General features: G+C 73.2%; 16 protein-coding genes. 8 read left to right on the top strand and 8 right to left on the bottom strand.

All coding sequences use genetic code 11. The annotated features are described in order from the left end of the window. Positions 1-17 precede the first annotated feature (17 nt). The 4 genes from C3V41_RS02735 to C3V41_RS02720 are packed head-to-tail and all read left to right on the top strand — an operon-like array spanning position 18 to position 3270. Positions 18-1010, top strand: a complete 993-nt coding sequence (locus C3V41_RS02735; protein WP_106109004.1) for a metal ABC transporter substrate-binding protein — start codon at positions 18-20, stop codon at positions 1008-1010. A 54-nt stretch (positions 1011-1064) separates the two neighbouring features. Further along, complete coding sequence (locus tag C3V41_RS02730; protein ID WP_106109003.1) at positions 1065-1955, top strand: metal ABC transporter ATP-binding protein; 891 nt, start codon at positions 1065-1067, stop codon at positions 1953-1955. Continuing rightward, positions 1952-2833, top strand: coding sequence for a metal ABC transporter permease (locus C3V41_RS02725; RefSeq protein WP_106109002.1), 882 nt, complete (start codon positions 1952-1954; stop codon positions 2831-2833). The genes C3V41_RS02730 and C3V41_RS02725 overlap by 4 nt, the downstream gene beginning before the upstream one ends. Beyond that, on the top strand, positions 2830-3270 hold the full coding sequence (locus tag C3V41_RS02720) for a Fur family transcriptional regulator (protein ID WP_106109001.1): 441 nt from the start codon (positions 2830-2832) through the stop codon (positions 3268-3270). The genes C3V41_RS02725 and C3V41_RS02720 overlap by 4 nt, the downstream gene beginning before the upstream one ends. 43 nt (positions 3271-3313) lie before the next feature. Here C3V41_RS02720 and uppS read toward each other — a convergent pair whose 3' ends face one another. The 3 genes from uppS to leuA are packed head-to-tail and all read right to left on the bottom strand — an operon-like array spanning position 3314 to position 6651. Beyond that, on the bottom strand, positions 3314-4114 hold the full coding sequence (gene uppS, locus C3V41_RS02715) for a polyprenyl diphosphate synthase (RefSeq protein ID WP_106109000.1): 801 nt from the start codon (positions 4112-4114) through the stop codon (positions 3314-3316). Position 4115: 1 nt separating this feature from the next. After that, positions 4116-4865, bottom strand: coding sequence for a DNA repair protein RecO (gene recO / locus C3V41_RS02710; RefSeq protein ID WP_106108999.1), 750 nt, complete (start codon positions 4863-4865; stop codon positions 4116-4118). 7 nt (positions 4866-4872) lie between these two features. After that, positions 4873-6651 carry a 2-isopropylmalate synthase gene (gene leuA / locus C3V41_RS02705; RefSeq protein ID WP_106108998.1) on the bottom strand — a complete coding sequence of 593 codons (1779 nt, stop codon included), beginning with the start codon at positions 6649-6651 and terminating at the stop codon, positions 4873-4875. 328 nt (positions 6652-6979) lie between these two features. On the opposite strand from leuA, the gene C3V41_RS02700 reads away from it, so the two are divergent. From C3V41_RS02700 to C3V41_RS02685, 4 genes are all read left to right on the top strand, one after another. After that, on the top strand, positions 6980-7837 hold the full coding sequence (locus C3V41_RS02700; RefSeq protein ID WP_106108997.1) for an ABC transporter ATP-binding protein: 858 nt from the start codon (positions 6980-6982) through the stop codon (positions 7835-7837). Further along, the gene (locus C3V41_RS02695) at positions 7834-8670 is read left to right on the top strand and encodes an ABC transporter permease (RefSeq protein WP_106108996.1); all 837 of its coding nucleotides are present in this window, start codon (positions 7834-7836) and stop codon (positions 8668-8670) included. The genes C3V41_RS02700 and C3V41_RS02695 overlap by 4 nt, the downstream gene beginning before the upstream one ends. Next, positions 8670-8894, top strand: a complete 225-nt coding sequence (locus tag C3V41_RS02690) for a helix-turn-helix transcriptional regulator (protein WP_106108995.1) — start codon at positions 8670-8672, stop codon at positions 8892-8894. The genes C3V41_RS02695 and C3V41_RS02690 overlap by 1 nt, the downstream gene beginning before the upstream one ends. Before the next feature lie 416 nt (positions 8895-9310). Then, complete coding sequence (locus C3V41_RS02685) at positions 9311-10735, top strand: sugar porter family MFS transporter (protein WP_106108994.1); 1425 nt, start codon at positions 9311-9313, stop codon at positions 10733-10735. An 89-nt stretch (positions 10736-10824) separates the two neighbouring features. Here C3V41_RS02685 and C3V41_RS02680 read toward each other — a convergent pair whose 3' ends face one another. The 5 genes from C3V41_RS02680 to C3V41_RS02660 all read right to left on the bottom strand — a co-directional run bounded on the left by C3V41_RS02680 (position 10825) and on the right by C3V41_RS02660 (position 18659). Then, positions 10825-14388 carry a proline dehydrogenase family protein gene (locus C3V41_RS02680; RefSeq protein ID WP_106108993.1) on the bottom strand — a complete coding sequence of 1188 codons (3564 nt, stop codon included), beginning with the start codon at positions 14386-14388 and terminating at the stop codon, positions 10825-10827. Positions 14389-14617: 229 nt separating this feature from the next. Beyond that, positions 14618-15676: a GTPase Era gene (era, locus tag C3V41_RS02675; protein WP_106108992.1), complete on the bottom strand. Its 1059-nt coding sequence runs from the start codon at positions 15674-15676 to the stop codon at positions 14618-14620. 181 nt (positions 15677-15857) lie between these two features. Then, entirely contained in the window at positions 15858-17132 is a 1275-nt protein-coding gene (locus C3V41_RS02670) for a hemolysin family protein (protein ID WP_106108991.1), read from the bottom strand. After that, positions 17129-17587: an rRNA maturation RNase YbeY gene (gene ybeY, locus C3V41_RS02665; RefSeq protein WP_106108990.1), complete on the bottom strand. Its 459-nt coding sequence runs from the start codon at positions 17585-17587 to the stop codon at positions 17129-17131. Before ybeY ends, C3V41_RS02670 begins: the two co-directional genes overlap by 4 nt. Beyond that, entirely contained in the window at positions 17577-18659 is a 1083-nt protein-coding gene (locus tag C3V41_RS02660) for a PhoH family protein (RefSeq protein ID WP_106108989.1), read from the bottom strand. Before C3V41_RS02660 ends, ybeY begins: the two co-directional genes overlap by 11 nt. Between the last annotated feature and the right edge of the window lie 96 nt (positions 18660-18755).

The following is an 18755-nucleotide window of genomic DNA, read 5'->3' as shown; positions in this document are numbered from 1 at the left end:
AAGTGAGAATCATTCCCATGCGGACCCTCAACCTGAGGCGCCTGACCGCCGTCGGCGCCGCCCTGACCCTGACCGCCGCCCTGACCGCCTGCTCGGCGCTGTCCTCCGACTCCCCCTCCACCTCGGGGGCCTCCGCCGACCCCTCCTCAACGGCCTCCCAGGGCAAGCTGGCGGTCTCGGTGTCCTTCTACCCCATCGCCTACCTCGCCGAGGCGATCGGCGGGGAGCACGTCTCGGTCACCTCCGTGACCCCCGCCAACGTCGAGCCCCACGACTTCGAGCTCTCCCCCAAGGACGTCACGTCCCTGTCCTCCGCCAAGGTGGTCCTCTACGTCGCGGGCTTCCAGGCCTCCATGGACGACGCCGTCAGCCAGGTCTCCGGCCCCTCGGTCACGGACCTCTCCGGGGTGGTGGACCTGCGCCACCACGACGGCGTCGAGGAGGAGCACCACGACGACGCCTCGGCCACCGAGGCCGACCACGACCACGACGCCAGCGCCCTGGACCCCCACTTCTGGCTCGACCCGTCCCGGATGCAGAAGGCGGCCGACGCCGTGGAGAAGGCCCTGGCCGCGGCCGACCCGCAGCACGCCGGCGACTACGAGGCCAACCTCAAGGCCCTGACCGCCACCCTGACCGACGTGGACACCTCCTACACCCAGGGCCTGTCCCAGTGCGAGCGGACGACCTTCATCACCTCCCACGCCGCCTTCGGCTACCTGGCCGACCGCTACCACCTCACCCAGGCCCCCATCTCCGGCATCGACCCCGAGTCCGAGCCCAGCCCCGCCGACCTCGCCGCGATCAAGCAGGTGGTCCAGTCCACGGGCACCACCACGATCTTCACCGAGGAGCTCGTCTCGCCCAAGACCGCCCAGGCCCTGGCCAGCGAGACCGGCACCACCACCAAGGTGCTCAACCCCCTGGAGTCCGCCCCGGACTCCGGTGACTACGCCTCGGAGATGAAGAACAACCTCTCCGAGCTGCGTACCGCCCTGGCCTGCAAGTAGCCCCCCGCCCGCCGACGGCGCCGCGCCGTCCCCACCACCCACAGGACACGGTCTATGGCACCCTCCCCCACCGAGCCGGCCCAGGCCCGGGCGCCCCGCGCCCCCGGCAGGCCCCCCGACCCGCCCGTCAGGGTGCAGGACCTCAGCGTGGTCCTGGGCACCAGCCTCATCCTGTCCGGCATCGACCTGACCGTGGGCGCCGGGGAGTCGGTGGCCCTGCTGGGGGCCAACGGCTCGGGCAAGTCGACCCTGGTCAGGACCCTGCTGGGCCTGAACCCGGTGGCCGGCGGCAGCGTGCGCCTGTTCGGCGCCGACGTCCGCCAGCGCTCCCGCGTGCCCTGGGACCGGGTGGGCTACGTGCCCCAGCGGGTGGGGGCCGCCGCGGGGGTGCCCGCCACCGCCCTGGAGGTGGTGCGCTCGGGACTGCTGGGGCCGCGCCGGCCCTGGGCGGACCGGGGGCGGCGGGCCCGGGCGCGGGCCGAGGAGGCGCTGGAGGCCGTGGGCCTGGCCCACCGCGCCCACGACCACGTCCAGGTCCTCTCCGGCGGGCAGGCCCAGCGGGTCCTCATCGCCCGCGCCCTGGTGCGCCGCCCCGAGCTGCTGCTGCTGGACGAGCCCCTGGCCGGCATCGACCGGGAGAGCCGCCAGGGGCTGGCAGGCATCCTCACCGCCCTGAGCGCCTCGGGCCTGACCCTGGTGACCGTGCTCCACGAGATGGGTGAGCTCGCCCCGGTGGTCCACCGCGCCGTCGTCCTGGCCGAGGGGCGCCTGGTGGCCGACCGGCCCGCGGCGGACCTGGCCCCCACGCAGTACGACCCGGCCGACCCCGTCGGGCACGACCCCGCCCTGGGGTGCGAGCACGAGCACGTCCACGGGAGCACCGCCCCCGTGGTCCACCACGCCCCCCGGCTCCTGGACCACGACACCTGGAGGGACCGCCCATGACGGACACGCTCTACGACATGCTCTCCAGCCCCCTCATGCAGCGGGCGCTCATTGTGGCCGTGCTCGTGGGCCTGTCCGCCCCGGTGGTGGGCACCTACCTGGTCCAGCGGGGGCTGGCGCTGCTGGGCGACGGGATCGGGCACATCGCCCTGACCGGGGTGGCCCTGGGGTGGCTGGCCGGGGCCGGGGCCAACGTCACCCCCAACGACGCCTGGGCCGTGCCCGGGGCGATCCTGACCTCGGTGGCGGGCGCCGTCCTCATCGAGGTCATCCGCGCCCGGGGCCGCACCCGCGGCGACGTGGCCCTGGCGATCCTGTTCTACGGGGGCATCGCCGGCGGGGTCATCCTCATTAAGCTCGCCGGGGGCACGACGACGAACCTGACCAGCTACCTGTTCGGCTCCATCGCCACGGTCAGCGTCCCGGACGCCTGGTTCACCATCGCCCTGGCGGCCCTCGTGCTGCTCGTCGGCCTGGGGCTGCGCGGCCCGCTGTTCTGCCTGTGCCACGACGAGGAGTTCGCCCGCTCCATCGGCCTGCCCACAGGGGCCCTCAACGTCCTGGTCGCGGTGGTGGCCGCCCTGACCGTCTCGGTGTCCATGCGGGTGGTCGGGGCCCTGCTGGTCAGCGCCGTCATGATCGTGCCGGTGGCGATCGCCCAGCTCGTGTCCGGCTCCTTCGCCCTGACCATGCGCCTGGCCATGGGGATCGGGGTGGTCTCCTGCGTCCTGGGCCTGGTGGTCACCTACGTGGTGTCCGCTTCGCCGGGCGCGATGATCGTGGTCATCCTGGTGGGCGCCTACGCCCTGACCGCTATGGTGACCTCCATTGTCCGGTTGGCGGTGCGTGGGCGCCGCCGTGAGGAGGTCAGCACATGAGCACGGCAGCCAGGCAGGACGGACCGGCCACGCCCGGCGTCCGCAGGCAGCGGGCCACCAGGCAGCGGGCGGCGGTCGCCGACATCCTGTCCCGCACCGAGGAGTTCCGCTCCGCCCAGCAGATCCACGCCGCGCTCGACGCCGAGGGCACGCGGGTGGGGCTGGCGACCGTCTACCGCAACCTCACGGCCCTGGCGGGGAGCGGGGAGGTGGACCAGATCCGCAACGCGGAGGGCGAGACCCTCTACCGGCGCTGCGACGCCCACAGCCACCACCACCACCTCGTGTGCCGCTCCTGCGGCACCACCGTGGAGGTCTCCGCCGCCCCGCTGGAGACCTGGGTCGCCAGGATCAGCCAGAAGAACGGGTTCACCGACGTGGAGCACACCGCCGAGCTCTTCGGCCTGTGCGCCGCGTGCTCGGCGAGGCAGGGCTGACGCCCCTGGCTGGCCAGCCGAGGCCGCTCGCCGGCCTGCGCCCCTAGCCGGCCTGGGCCGCGTGGTCCACGGCCCCCCCGAAGCGGCGGTCGCGGTTCACGTACGCCTCGACCGCCTTCCACAGCTGGACGCGGTCGAACTCCGGCCAGGGCAGGGGCGAGAAGTACAGCTCGGCGTAGGCCGACTCCCACATGAGGAAGTTGCTCGTGCGCAGCTCGCCGGAGGTGCGGATAAAGAGGTCCACGTCGCGCATGGTCGGCGAGTAGAGGTAGCGCCGGACCGTCCTCTCGGTGATGGAGGAGGCCTTGAGCCGCCCGGCGGCCACGTCCTGGCCCATGGCGCGGGCGGCGTCGGCGATCTCCGCCCGGCCCCCGTAGTTCAGGCACATATTGAGCACCGTGCCGGTGTTGGCGGCGGTAATGCGCTCGGCGCGGCGGACCTCGGAGAGGACCGACTTCCACAGCCGCGGCTCCCGGCCCACCCAGCGCACCCGCACGCCCCAGCGGTCCAGGTCGTCGGTCTGGGAGCGCAGGACGGTACGGGTGAAGCCCATGAGGAAGCGGACCTCGGCCGGCGAACGCCTCCAGTTCTCCGTGGAGAAGGCGTAGACGCTCAGCTCGGGGATGCCCAGCTCCACCGCCCCGGCGATGACGTCCATCATGGTGGCCTCCCCCACCCGGTGGCCCTCGGTGCGCGGCAGGCCCCGGCTGTTGGCCCACCGGCCGTTACCGTCCATGACGCAGGCCACGTGCTGGGGCAGGGCCTGGGCGTCCAGGTCCGGGGGCGTCAGCCCCGGGCGGTGCAGGGGCACGTGCTCGACGGCCAGCCGGTCGGTGTCAGCCATCTCAGGTCCTTTCCACGAGGCTCAGGGAACGCAGCCTACGCTCCAGGTGCCAGGTCAGGTAGGCCGAGACCACCCCCGAGGCCTGGGCCCGGTCGCGGGCCGTGGAGGCGTCCGCCACCGCCCAGTCCCCGGACAGGAGCGCCCCCAGGAGCGCCATGGCGCCGGGCTCGACCTCCACGGCCCCGGCGGTGCGGCAGGAGGCGCACACGGCCCCGCCGTTCTGGACGTGGAAGGCGGCGTGGGGCCCCGGCGCGCCGCACCGGGCGCAGTCGTAGCACGACGGCGCCCACCCGGCCAGGGCCAGGGCCCGCAGGAGGTAGGAGTCCAGGACCAGGCCGGGGGCGTGACGGCGTCGGGCCATGGCCGCCAGGGCCCCGGCCAGGAGGAGGTACTGCCGGGGGCTGGACTCGGTGCCCAGGTCCCCGTCGTCCCGGGTGAGGCGCTCGGCGGTCTCGGCCATGGTGGTGGCGCAGGTGAACATGGCGTAGTCGGCGCACACGACGCGGCAGAAGGGGTCGATGGTCTCCACCTGGGTGACCACCTCCAGGCTGCGTCCGGGGCGCAGCTGGACGTCGACCATGCTGAAGGGCTCCAGGCGGGCCCCGATGCGGGAGGTGGTGCGCCGCACCCCCTTGGCCACGGCCCGGACCTGGCCGTGGTGGCGGGTGAGGGCGACCACGATCCGGTCGGCCTCACCCAGCTGGTAGGTCCGCAGGACCACGGCCTCGTCCCGGTACAGCCTGACGCCCACGTCCGCCTCAGCGCAGGGCGCGGTTGACCGCGGAGATGACGGCCCTGAAGGAGGAGGTGGTGATGGAGGGGTCGATACCCACGCCCCACAGGACCTGGCCGTCCACCTCGCACTCGACGTAGGAGGCGGCCAGGGCGTCGCGCCCCTGGCTCAGGGCGTGCTCGGCGTAGTCCAGGATGCGCACGTCCACCCCGGTGGACTCCAGGGCGAGGACGAAGGCGTCCAGGGGGCCGTTGCCCGAGGCGGTCAGCAGCCGCCGGGCGCCGCCGTCGCGCAGGGTGACGGTGAGGACGGAGTCCTCGTCCTGGCTCTGGGTCAGGGTCGCCCCCGTGAGCGCGAAGCGGCCCCAGGGGGCCAGGTCGGCCCCGGGGGCGGCCTTGGCGGGCAGGTACTCGTCGGTGAAGATCGTCCACAGGGTCGCGGCGTCGATCTCCCCGCCGTAGGTGTCCGCGTGCCGCTGGACAATGCGGGAGAACTCGATCTGGAGGCGGCGGGGCAGCTCCAGGTTGTGCGTGGTCCTCAGCAGGTAGGCCACGCCGCCCTTGCCGGACTGGGAGTTGACGCGCACCACGGCCTCGTAGGAGCGGCCCACGTCGTGGGGGTCGATGGGCAGGTAGGGCATGGACCAGGTCACCGCGGTCTCGGCGCCCTCGGCGTCGAGCCCCTCGGCCCGGGCGGCCTCGACCTGCTTGGCGCGGGCGGCGAAGCCCTTCTTAATGGCGTCCTGGTGGCTCCCGGAGAAGGAGGTGTAGACCAGCTCGCCGACGTAGGGGGTGCGCGGGGGCACGTCCATGCCGGTGGAGCGCTCCACGGTGCGCCGGATGCCGTCGATGTCGGAGATGTCGAGCATGGGGTCCACGCCCTGGCTGAAGAGGTTGAGGGCCAGGGTGACCAGGTCCACGTTGCCGGTGCGCTCGCCGTGGCCGAACAGGCAGCCCTCCACCCGGTCGGCCCCGGCCAGCAGGCCCAGCTCGGCGGCGGCCACCCCGGAGCCGCGGTCGTTGTGGTTGTGCAGGGACAGGCACACGTGCTCCCGGTGGGGCAGGTTGCGGCTCATCCACTCGATCTGGTCGGCGTAGACGTTGGGGGTGGCCCGCTCCACGGTGGCCGGCAGGTTGATAATGATCTCCCGGTCCTCCCCCGGCTGCCACACCCCCATGACGGCCTCGCAGACCTCCAGGGCGTACTCGCGCTCGGTGTCCACGAAGATCTCCGGGGAGTACTCGAAGCCGAAGACCGTCTCGTCGCCCAGGACCTTCTCGGCCCGGGCCAGCACCTGGCGGGTGCCGTCCACGGCGAGCTCGCGGATGTCGTCCCGGCCCATGCGGAAGACGACCTCGCGGAAGAGCGGGGACAGGGCGTTGTAGAGGTGGACGGTGGCCCGGGGCAGGCCCACGCAGGCGTCCAGGGTGCGGTCAATGAGGTCCTCACGGGACTGGGTGAGCACCGAGACGGTCACGTCCTGGGGCACGGCACCGTCCTGGACCAGGGAGCGCACGAAGTCGTAGTCGGTCTGGGAGGCGGCGGGGAAGCCGATCTCGATCTCCTTGAACCCCATGTCCACCAGCAGGTCGAAGACGGCGCGCTTGGCGGCGGGGCCCATGGGCTCGATGAGGCTCTGGTTGCCGTCACGCAGGTCGGTGCTCAGCCACCGGGGGGCGTGGGTGATGCGCCTGGTGGGCCAGGTGCGGTCGGGCAGGTCCGTGACCACCGTGTCCAGGAAGGGCCTGTACTTGGCGTACGGCATGCCGGAGGGCTGCTGGGGGGCGGGGCGGGCGGTGCGCATCGGGGACTTCTCCTGTGACGTGGTGCTTGTGGGCCCGTGGCAGGCGCCTGCCACGGGCCTGGCCGGGCAGGGGGCGTCAGCCGCGGTCGGGGTGCCGGCCGTTCAGACCCCGCCGCGGCGACTAAGCAGGAGGCCCGCCCCCGGGCGCGTGGTCGCTCGCACGGAGACGACGTTACCGCAATGACGCGCCGCGCGTCGCGTGGCCGGGGCCGGGCCCCACCGGGAGGCAGGCGGAGGGGGGCAGGGACACACAGGAGGTAGCGGACTCCTCCGTCATTCTGTAGCATGTGTACTACATCCAATGGCATACCTACTGAGGAGGTTTCTGTTGCCCCCTGCTATCATCACCACGGAGAGCCTGGAGTTCTCCTACGGGGCGGAGCCGGTCCTGCGGGGCCTGAGCCTGTCGGTCGAGGCCGGCGAGGTCGTCTGCCTGCTGGGCCCCAACGGGGTCGGCAAGACGACCCTGGTGGAGAACCTGCTGGGCTCCCTGACCCCCACCGCCGGCTCGGTCCGGGTCCTGGACACCGACCCGCGCCGGGCGGGCGCCGCCTTCTGGGCGCGCGTGGGCCTGGTCCAGCAGAACTGGACCGACCACCCCAAGTGGCGGGTGGTGGACCAGCTGGAGTGGATCCGCGCCATCCAGCTGACCGCCTCCCCCGACGTCATGGGCACCTCCGAGGTGCTTAACGCCGTCGGGCTGGCCGACAAGGCGACCTCCCGCCTGTCCCGCCTCTCAGGCGGGCAGCGGCGCACCATCGACTTCGCCGCCGCCCTCATGGGCCGCCCCGAGCTGCTCGTCATGGACGAGCCGACCACGGGCCTGGACCCGGCCTCCAAGGCCCACCTGCACGACCTCATCCTCCAGTGCGTGGACGACGACAACGCCACCGTCCTCATGACCACCCACGATCTGGCCGAGGCCGAGCGCATCGCCTCGCGCGTGCTCATTATGAGCCGGGGGCGCGTGATCGCCGACGGGACTGTGACCGCCCTGCGCGAGCGCCTGGGCCACGACGCCGAGGTCACCTGGGTCCAGGACGGGGAGCACCACGTCCACGCCACCGCCGCCCCCGAGCGCTTCCTGGCCCAGCTCGACCTGGGCGCTATCACCGACCTCACCATTACCCGCCCCACCCTGGAGGAGACCTACCTCGCCCTGGTGAACAAGGAGGAGCAGTCATGACCATGCGCACCGTCCCCGCCGTCCTGCACGCGGCCGCCCGGCAGGCGGCCAGCGACCTGCGGCCGGTCATCCTGGGAACGGGGGCCGTCTCGCTGCTGTTCACGGCCGTCCCCGTCATCCTGGTCGGCAGGCTCAGCAACGGCGCCGTCGACGCGGCTACGGCGTTCGGCCCCATGTTCGTCGCCGGCAGCATCGGCGCGTTCGGCTGCTTTATCACCATGCAGATCGTCGGGGAGACGTACGGCGACCGCGTCGGAGGCGCCCTGCTGCGGGTGCGCATCCTGCCCCACGGCCCGGCCGTGTGGGCGCTCGGCAAGACGATCTCCACCATTGCGAACACCATGGCGATCCAGGCGGTCATGCTCCTGGCCGCCGTGCTCTTCGTCGACCTGCCCCTGAGCGCGTCCCAGATCCTGACCTGCCTGCCGCTCATCGCGCTGTCCGCCGTCGCCTCGGCCCCCCTGGGCTTCCTCATGGGCGCCCTGGCACGGGGCGTCTACAGCATGCTGGTCACCTACCTGGTCATCTTCGCCCTCGTGCTCACCAGCGGCGTCCTCTTCCCCCTGTCCTGGCTCCCGGGCTGGGCCCAGGGGGTCCAGCTCGTGCTGCCCACGTACTGGTCGGGGCACCTGAGCCGGTGGGCGCTGGCGGGCGACCCGGCCTGGGAGATCGGCGGGGCCTTCGCCCCGGCCCTGGCCGCAGGGGTCCTGGCGGCCTGGGCCGTCGTCGGCTTCGCGGCGGTGCCCGCGGTCGTCCGCCGCTCCTTCCGCAGGGAGAGCATCGGTACCCTGTCCCGTATGCAGTCCACTATCCGCTCGCAGTCGGGCCTGTAATGGCCGAGGAGAGCGTCCACAACCGGATCGCGGTCCTACGCGCCGACCGCAGGGTCAGCCGCCGCGAGCTCGCCCAGGCCCTGGGTGTGCACTACCAGACGGTGGGCTACCTGGAGCGCGGCGAGTACGCCCCCTCCCTGCACCTGGCGCTGCGCATCGCCCGGTACTTCGACGTGCCCGTGGAGTCGGTGTTCTCCCTGGAGGAGTTCCCCCGCCTGAGGTGAGACCAGGCCGCCGAGCGCCCCCGCGGGCCGAGCCAGGATCCGTCCCCCGCCGCGTGCCGCCCTGCCGACCAGGAGGGCGGCACGCGCGCGTGCCCGCCGCCTGGTCCCCTTAAGACGCACACCGCTACAACTTGACATGTGTTGCGCACCATATTTTACTTACTGGTATGTCCCTCCCGACGTCGGGAGGGGACCCGCCCCAGCCGTGCGCCCACCGCGCAGGGCCCTCGGTGCCGGTCACCGGCACCCTCGCGCGGGGAGACTACCAACGGCACGCAGGACCGTCGGCACCTCCCCCGCCCCGTGTACGCCGACGCCTGCGCGCAGGCCCGCTGACTCCTATCGGCCCAACTCTCTCCGGCGTGCTGCACAACAGCGTGAGCACGCACCACCCCACCCCAGGAGAAGTCACAACTATGAACCCACTCGTCCTACGATCATCCATTGTCGCAGCAGTCGGAGGACTCATCTTCGGTTTTGACACCGCGGTCATCTCCGGAGCCCAGAGAGGCATTATCGCGCACTTCGGCATCACCGAGACCCGGTACGGTTTCGTGGTGGCCACCGCGCTCATCGGCACCATTATCGGGGCCGTGATCGCCGGCAGGCCCGCCGACCGCTACGGGCGCAAGCGCGTCCTGGTGTGGATCGGCTTCCTCTTCCTCGCCGGGTCCCTGCTCACGGCCATCTCCCCCAACCTGTGGCTCCTCATGGCCTTCCGGCTCCTGGGAGGCGTGGGCGTGGGCATGGCCAGCGTCCTGTCGCCCATCTACACCGCGGAGATCGCCCCGCCCTCAAAGCGCGGCCGCCTGGTGGGCCTGGTGCAGCTGTCCGTGGTCATCGGTATCCTGACGGCCTACCTGTCCAATGTCGTGGTCCTCAAGCTCGTCCCGGCGATCGTGTCCGGCGACCCGACAACGGTCGAGTGGCGCTACATGCTGGCGGCCATGGCCATCCCCACGCTGATCTTCCTGGCCCTGCTGCCCACCATCTGCGAGACCCCGCGCTGGCTCATCGGCCAGGGCCGCATCGCCGAGGGCGAGGCCGTCGCCCAGCGCCTGACGGACGACGAGGAGGAGGCCGCCACCATGGTCGCCGAGGTCCGCGCCCAGATCGAGCAGGACCGGGCCCTCAACGCCACCAAGGCGCCCTTCTTCGTCAGGCAGAACCGCAAGGTCATCCTCCTGGCCATCGCCATCGCGGCCTTCAACCAGCTCTCGGGCATTAACGCCGTCCTGTACTACGCCCCCGAGATCTTCAGGCTCGCCGGCTTCGACACGACGGCCTCCTTCCTGCAGTCCGCCGGCATCGGCCTGGTCAACCTGGTGGCCACCGTGGCGGCGGTCTCCATTATCGACCGGGTGGGCCGGCGCAGGCTCATGCTCATCGGGACCGTGGGCTACCTGGTCTCCCTGGGGACCCTGACGGTCCTGTTCTTCACCGTCATCAAGAACAACGGCGCCGAGAGCACCGGCAGCCCCGGCGGGGCCTCCTACCTGGTGCTCGCGGCCCTGGCCCTGTTCATCGCCTCGCACGCCTTCGGCGAGGGGTCGGTCATCTGGGTCTTCCTGTCCGAGATCTTCCCCTCGCGCATCAGGGCCCGGGGACAGTCGCTGGGCTCGCTGACGCACTGGACCGCGGCCGCGATCATTACCTGGCTCTTCCCCGGCGTCGTGGCCAGGATCGGGCCGGCGGCCGGCTTCGGCTTCTTCTTCGTGTGCATGGTGGGCCTGCTGTTCTGGGTCATCCTCGTCATGCCCGAGACCAAGGGGGTCGCCCTGGAGGACATGGACGAGTACCTGGGCCTGGAGGAGCCCAAGACGGCTGGCGCGAGCCGGTAGCGCGCGCCACGGGCCGACAGACCGGTAGCGGGGGCGGGAGGCCGATCGGATCGGCCTCCCGCCCCCGCTACCGCTTAAGGGCCGGCGCCCTAGAGCAGCCCGGCGGCCAGGTCCAGCGGGGTGCCGAAGCGGTGGGCGGTGACCGACACGGCCTGCTCACGCAGGAAGGGCAGCAGCTCGGTGTGCGGGCAGGCGGTCACCGCACCGGTGTACAGGGCGACGTCGGGGCTGCCGGAGGTGGCCCGGCAGGCCTGCTCCCACCGCTCCCGGGCCGACTGGGTGCGCGGGCCGAGGATCCGCACCCGCGCCCCCTGGGGGCCGCAGGCGGCCGTGTCGGCCAGGCGGGCGCTCCACACCCGGCCCCGCTCCACGGCCACCACCACCCCGGCACCCGTCAGGGCGGCGCCCAGCTCCGGGGGCAGCGGCTCGGCCACCGACAGGCTCAGCGGCCCCGCGGCGCGCACGCCGGCCGCCAGGACCCGGACCAGGTCGGCCAGGTGGGTGCCGGCCTCGGCCCGCACGACCACCGCGGTGGGCCGGTAGCGCAGGACGTTGCGCTCGCACACCAGGGCGCCCACGTCCCGGCTGCGCCCGTAGGCGTTCTCCCAGGCCTCGGCGTCGGCCAGCAGCGCCTGGTGGAGGAACACGGAGTCCTCACGGCCCAGGCCGGAGCGGACGGCGTCGTAGACGGCCCTGACCCCTCCGTCCAGGTGCGCCCGCAGGTCCCCGGCCCCGGGCGGGGCGGCGTCGGCGGCCACGACCTCCCCCAGGCCCAGCAGGTAGCTGGGGCCGCCGGCCTTGGTGGTCGCGCCGATCGCCGAGCGCTTCCAGCCGCCGAAGGGCTGGCGGCGCACAATGGCGCCGGTAATGCCGCGGTTGACGTAGAGGTTGCCGGCCTGGACGCCCTCCAGCCAGGTGGCCAGCTCGTCGCGGTCAAGGGTCTGCAGGCCCGAGGTGAGCCCGTAGTCCACGGCGTTGACGACGTCCACGGCCTCCTGGAGGGTCTCCACGCGCATGACCCCCAGGACCGGGGCGAAGTACTCGGTGAGGTGGAACTCGCTGCCGGGGGCCACCCCCACGCGGATGCCGGGGCGCCACAGCCCGCCACCCAGGTAGCGGGGCTCGAGCACCCAGCGCTCACCGGGCCCCAGGGTGGTCAGGCCCCGCAGGGCCTTGGGGTCGTCGGGCACCACGGCCGGGCCGACCTGGGAGTCCAGGTGCGCGGGGCCGAGCACCCGCAGGGAGGCGGTGGCGTCAATGAGCTGTCGGGCCAGGCGCGCGGAGCGGCCCGCCGAGCCCACCAGGACCAGCAGGGAGGCCGCCGAGCACTTCTGCCCGGCGTGGGCGAAGGCGGAGGCCACCACGTCGCGCACCGCCAGGTCCGGGTCGGCCGAGGGGGTGACCACAATGGCGTTCTTGCCGCTGGTCTCCCCCAGCAGGTGCATGTCCGGCCTCCAGGAGCGGAAGAGGCGGGCGGTGTCGTAGGAGCCGGTGAGGACCACGCGCCCCACACCCGGGTGGGTCACCAGGTGCCGGGAGACCTCGCCGTCCTCCACGGGGGCCAGGACCAGGACGTCAGCGGGCACGCCCGCGTCGTGCAGGGCCCGCACGAGCTCGGCGGCGCAGCGGCGGGCCGGGGGCGCCGGCTTGAGGACGACGCCGCTGCCGGTGGCCAGGGCCGCCACGGTGCCGCCCACGGGGATGGCCAGCGGGAAGTTCCAGGGGGAGGCGACCACGGTCACGGCCACGGGCTCGAAGCGCGCCCCCACCAGGTAGGCGGGGTCCTCCAGATCCAGGGCGGCGGCCGCGTAGTGGTGGCAGAAGTCAATGGCCTCACTGACCTCCGGGTCGGCCTGGTCAATGGTCTTGCCGGCCTCGGAGGCGGCGACCTCGATGAGCTCGCCGCGGCGGGCGGCCAGGACGTCCCCGGCGTGGTGGAGGACGGCGGCCCGCTCCCGGGCCCCCAGCGCGGCCCAGTCGGCGGCGGCCCGGGCCACGGAGGCGAGGACGGCGTCGACGTCGGCGGTGGTGGCCCAGGCCCCCTGGGCGTCCTGGACCGCCTGGGCGCCGCGCGTGGAGGTGGGCACGGCCTCGGCGATGCCGCGGGCCCAGCGGCGGTTGGCCTCCAGGGACGGGTCGGAGTCGGGGGTGGAGGCAAAGGGGCGGCGGGCCCGCTCCTCCAGGCTCCCGGTCGGCTCGGGCACCCCGGCCCCGGCCTCGGCCAGGCGGTCCTGGACCCGGCGGGGGGCGGGTGAGGGCGCACCGGGGTCGAGGTCGGCCAGGGAGGCCAGGAAGCGGTCGCGCTCACGGGCGAACACGGACCCGTCGGTGGCCAGGGAGAAGACCCCGGACATGAAGTTCGCGGGGGCGGCGTTCTCCTCCAGGCGGCGCACCAGGTAGGAGACGGCGACGTCGAACTCGTGGGGGTGGACCACGGGGACGTAGAGCAGCAGGTGCCCCACGTCACGGCGCACCACCTCGGCCAGGTCGGTGGCCATGCCCGAGAGCATCTCGAACTCCACGGCGTCGGCGTCCTCCAGGCGGGCGGCGCGCAGCTCGTAGGCGAAGGCGATGTCGAAGAGGTTCTGCCCGGCCACGCCCAGGCGCACGTTGGCGGTGCGCTCGGGGGTCATGGCCCAGGTGAGCATGCGCTTGTAGTTGGTGTCGGTGGCCTGCTTGGTGGGCCAGGTGGTCAGCTCCCAGCCGTGGATCTCGGCGTCCACCCTCTCCATGGACAGGTTGGCGCCCTTGACCACGCGCACCTTGACCCGGGCCCCGCCCCCTGCCACCCTCCGGGCCGCCCAGGCCTGGAGGCGCTCCATGGCGGCCGGGGAGTCGGGCAGGTAGGCCTGCAGGACGATGCCGGCCTCGTAGTCGCGCAGGTCCTCCTGGTCGAGGATCCCGGTGAAGACCGCCAGGGTGAGGTCGAGGTCCTTGTAGTCCTCCATGTCCAGGTTGACAAAGGTGCCGTGGTCGCGGGCCAGGCGGTACAGGGGGCTGAGGACCTCCACGCCGTGGGCGACGACCTCGGTAAAGCCCCAGGGGTTGTGGGGGCCGGTGACGGCCGAGACCTTGACGGAGACGTAGTCCACGTCCTCGCGGGTGACCAGGCGGGAGACCTCGGCCAGGCGGCGGGCGGCCTCCCTCTCCCCCAGGACCGCCTCCCCCAGGAGGTTGACGTTGAGGCGGTTGCCTCCGGCGCGCAGCCTGGCCAGGGCGGGGCCCAGGCCCCGGTCGGTGGCGTCGACCACGAGGTCGCCCACCAGCTCCCGGAAGGTGCGGCGGGCCACGGCGGCCACGGCCCTGGGGGCCAGGCGGGCGGCCGCGCCCCCCAGGCCCATGGCGGCGGCCAGGGGGACGGGCAGGAAGTCGGTGCGCCCGGCGGCGAGCCTGGTCAGGGCCGCAGCGGCCACGTCGAGGTCGGCGGGGCGCACCACGTCGTCCACGAAGCGGGTGGTGAAGCCCAGGCCCTCGGGGTCGGCCAGGACGGAGGACAGGAGCCTGGCGGTGCGCGGCGTGGGCTCGTTGACGGACTCGTCGGCCCAGCGGCGGGCCCGCTCCACTGCTTTGAGACCAAGGTCCCACAGGTGATCGGGGCAGCGGCGCTCCCGGGCGGAGGGCGGACAGGTGGGGCCGGAGACGGGGGCCTTCATGGGGGGCTGCCTTTCGCGAGGCGTGCGGTGACCCCCACAGTGTGCGTCATTGCGGCGTTCTACGCACCTATATTACGAGGTGTCGCCTCGGGGGCGCCCGGGCGGAACCAGGGCGCGGGGCCTGGGGGCGACGGGCAGGGAGATGGCGCAGACGCCGACACGACTAGGACTAAAGTCCCCGCCAGGGGCGCTGACCAGCGGTGTCAGTGGGCGGGCCCGCCGCCCGCGCTCAGAAGCCGAGCCGGGCCAGGGCCCTGGGGTCGGACTGCCAGTCCCTGGCGGTGCGCACGTGCAGGTCCAGGTAGACCCTGCGGCCCAGGAGCCGCTCGATCCCGGCGCGGGCGCGCACCCCCACCTCCTTGAGGCGGGCCCCGCCCCGCCCGATGACAATGGCCTTCTGGGAGTCACGCTCCACGACCAGGCTCACCCGCACCTGGAGGCGGTTGCCCGACCCCTTGACACGGCTGCCCCGCTCGCGGGCGGAGCGGGGGTCGACGATCTCGTCCACGACCACCGCCAGGGAGTGCGGCAGCTCGTCACGCACCCCCTCCAGGGCGGCCTCGCGCACGAGCTCGGCGACCATGACCTCCACGGGCTCGTCGGTGACCTCCCCGGTGGGGTACAGGGGCGGGGAGGGGGGCAGGTGGGAGACGAGCACGTCGGTCAGCACGCCGACCTGCTCGCCGCGCACGGCCGAGACCGGGACGATGTCCGCCCAGTCCCCCAGCGCGTCCACGGCCAGGAGCTGGGCGGCCAGGGCCTGGCGGCTGACGGTGTCCGTCTTGGTGACCACGGCGACCACGGGAGCGCGCAGCCCGGCCAGGTCGCGGGCGATGTAGCGGTCACCCGGCCCGATCCTCTCGTTGGCCGGCAGGCAGAAGGCGATGACGTCCACGTCCGCCAGGGTCTCGCGGACCAGGTCGTTGAGCCGCCTGCCCAGCAGGGTCCTGGGACGGTGGAGCCCGGGGGTGTCCACCAGGACCAGCTGGGCGCCCTCGCGGTGGACGACGCCGCGCACGTTGTGCCGGGTGGTCTGGGGGCGGCCGGAGGTGATCGCCACCTTGGTGCCCACCAGGGCGTTGGTCAGGGTGGACTTACCCGTGTTGGGGCGCCCGACCAGGCACACGAAGCCGGCGCGGAAGCCCTGAAGGGCCTCGGGGACCTCCACGCGCGCCGAGGCGGGCAGGGGGTCGTGCGCGCCGCCGGGAGGGCGGACGGGCTCACCGGCGGCGGTGGTGTCGGTGCCGGCACCGCCGTCGCCGGTCTGCTCGCTGGCTGGGTCGCTCATGGGCGCTGTCCTCTCTGGCCTCTCTGGGGGCTCCGCCACGCGCCGTGCCCGCGCTGCGGGCGGCCCGGCGCCGAGGCGAGGTCTTACGGGTACCACCCGGTAGTCTGCCACGCCCTCGGCGCGGCAGGCGCAGCCGGTCCCGGGGGCAGGCGGCCGGGAGGCGGGGCGCGCCGGCGGGCCGCTACCCGGAGGCGGGCCCGGGGTCGCGGCTGGCAAGGAGGGTGGCGACCTGGCGGCGTCGCCCCATGGCCTGCTCGGCCTCCAGGCGCAGGCCCTGGGCGTAGCCCACCGCCCCGGGCAGGGGGACCCGGCCGACGGCCTTGGTGAGCAGGCCCCCGGCGGTGTCCACGTCGTCGTCCTCGACCTGGGTGCCGAAGAGCTCCCCGAGCTCGTCCAGGCCCAGGCGCACCGGGACCCGGTAGACGCCCCCGCCCAGGTCCTCGGCCTCCGGCTCGGCGTGGTCGTGCTCGTCGGTCAGGTCGCCGACGACCTCCTCCAGCAGGTCCTCCAGGGTCACCAGCCCGGCGGTGCCCCCGTACTCGTCCACGGCCAGGACCATGTGGACGTGGCTGACCTGCATCTCGCGCAGGAGGTCGTCGGCGAGCTTCGTCTCCGGGACGTAGACGGCCTCCCTGGCGTAGGAGCCCACCTCGTGGTGCTCGCGCCCGGGGTCCTCGGTGACGTGGCGCAGCACGTCCTTGAGGTAGAGGATGCCGCGCACGTCGTCGGCGTCCTCCCCCACCACGGGCACGCGCGAGTAGCCCGAGCGCACGAACAGGCGCAGCGCGGAGGCCATGGTCTTGGCGGCGTCGATGGTGACCATGTCGGTACGGGGCACCATGACCTCGCGCACCAGGGTCTGCCCCAGCTCGACCACGCTGCGCAGCATCTGGCGGTCCTCGTCCTCAATGGACTGCGGCTGCCCGATCTCGTCGATCATCTCACGCAGCTCCTGGCCCACGACCTCCCGGGCCTCGGCCTGGGTCAGGGTGGAGGAGCGCCCGAAACGCTGCTCCAGCCAGCGCCAGGGGGCCCCCAGGGAGTTGACCCGCAGCAGCAGGCCGGCCAGGACCAGCAGGACGCCCTCGGGGTCGCGCCGTCCCAGGGTGCGCGGGGACAGGCCCACGACCCCGCCCAGCAGCAGGGTGTTGAGCACCAGCGCCACCCCCAGGACCTGCCACCAGGAGGTCAGGACGCCGGCGACGGCCAGGGTCAGCAGGATCGCGGCGAGCATGTAGACCGCCACCCGGGTGCTGCCCACGGTGGTCAGCACCTGGCTGCGGCGTCGGGTCAGCTCCACGACCTGCTCCGCCCCCCGGTGCCCCTGGTCCACCAGGTCCTCGGCGGCGGCCCGGGTCATGCGCACCAGCGCCGACTCCCCCGCGGCCAGGACGGCCCCGAGGGCGAGCGCCACGACGGCGCAGAGCACCAGGAAGGCGACTGGCACGTGGCTCATGCCTGCCGCTCCGCCAGGAAGGTCAGCAGCAGGGTGCGCTGGAGCTCGAACATCTCCTGCTTCTCCTTGGGCTCGGCGTGGTCGTAGCCCAGCAGGTGGAGGATGCCGTGGGTGGTCAGCAGCAGCATCTCCTCCACCGTGGAGTGCCCGGCCGCCAGGGCCTGCTGGGCGGCCACCTGGGGGCAGATGACAATGTCGCCCAGGGTCCCCGGCGGGGTCTCGGAGCCGGGTGTGCCCGGGCGCAGCTCGTCCATGGGGAAGCTCATGACGTCGGTGGGGCCGGGCAGGTCCAGCCAGCGCAGGTGGAGCTCGGCCATGGGGTCGGGCTCAATGAAGATGATATTGAGCTCGGCCATGGGGTTGACGTGCATGGCCCGCAGCACGTGGTCGGCCAGGGCGGCGAACTCGGCGCCGTCGATCTGGACGTCGGTCTCGTTGTTGACCTCAGTGGTCATACGCGGTTCTCCTCACGGCTGCGGCGGGCTGGTTGCGGGGGCGGGCCCCGGGACGGTAGCGGCCCCCGCGGTGGCGCCCGCCCTCCCCCGCCGCCAGGGCGGCCGCCTCGGCGTCGTAGCGGGAGTAGGCCTCGATAATGCGGCCCACCAGGCGGTGGCGCACGACGTCGGCCGCCCCGAGCTCGCAGAAGCGCACCCCCTCCACGTCCTGAAGGATACGCCGTACCACGACGAGCCCGCTGGGGCGGCCCCCGGGCAGGTCCACCTGGGAGGTGTCCCCGGTGACCACCATCTTGGAGCCGAAGCCCAGGCGGGTGAGGAACATCTTCATCTGCTCGGGAGTGGTGTTCTGGGCCTCGTCCAGGATGACGAAGGCGTCGTTGAGGGTGCGTCCGCGCATGTAGGCCAGGGGCGCCACCTCGATGGTGCCGGCGGCCATGAGCCGGGGCAGGGCCTGGGGCTCGAGCATGTCGTGCAGGGCGTCGTAGAGGGGGCGCAGGTAGGGGTCGATCTTGTCGGTCAGGCTCCCGGGCAGGAAGCCCAGGCTCTCCCCGGCCTCCACGGCGGGGCGGGTCAGGATAATGCGGGAGACCTGCTGGCGGGCCAGGGCGTCCACGGCCTTGGCCATGGCCAGGTAGGTCTTGCCGGTCCCGGCCGGGCCGACGCCGAAGGTGATGGTGGACTCCTCAATGGCGTCGGTGTAGGCCTTCTGCCCCAGCGACTTGGGGCGGATGGTGCGGCCGCGGGCGGTCAGGACGTCCTCGGCCAGGACCTCGACGGGGCGGGCGGCGGCCTCCAGCAGGCTGATGGCGCGCTCGACGGCGTCCGCGCCCAGGGGCGTGCCCGTGCGGGCGACGTCAATGAGCTCGCTGAGCAGCACCATGACGGTGTCCACCCGGGGCGCCTGGCCGCTGACGGTGACGGCGGTGCCGCGCACATGGATGTCCACGTCCGGGAACCCCTTCTCGACGGCGCGCAGCACCTCGTCGCGGGCGCCGAGGATCTGGACGGGGGCGAGGTCGCCGGGCAGGACGAGGGTGCGGGTGGTACCGGTGGCGGGGCTGTCTGTCATTGTGGCCTGATCCTATGCGTGAGGCGCCCAGAAGCGCGTGCGCCGCCCCCGCGCCACGGCCCTGCGGGCCCCACTACCTGGCGCCACCTGCGGCCC

Origin of the sequence: Actinomyces sp. oral taxon 897, from assembly GCF_002999235.1 — a bacterium.
In the GTDB taxonomy this organism is placed as follows: domain Bacteria; phylum Actinomycetota; class Actinomycetes; order Actinomycetales; family Actinomycetaceae; genus Actinomyces.
The sequence above is the reverse complement of the archived record's forward strand: the minus strand, read 5'-3'. Positions and strand labels throughout refer to the sequence as shown.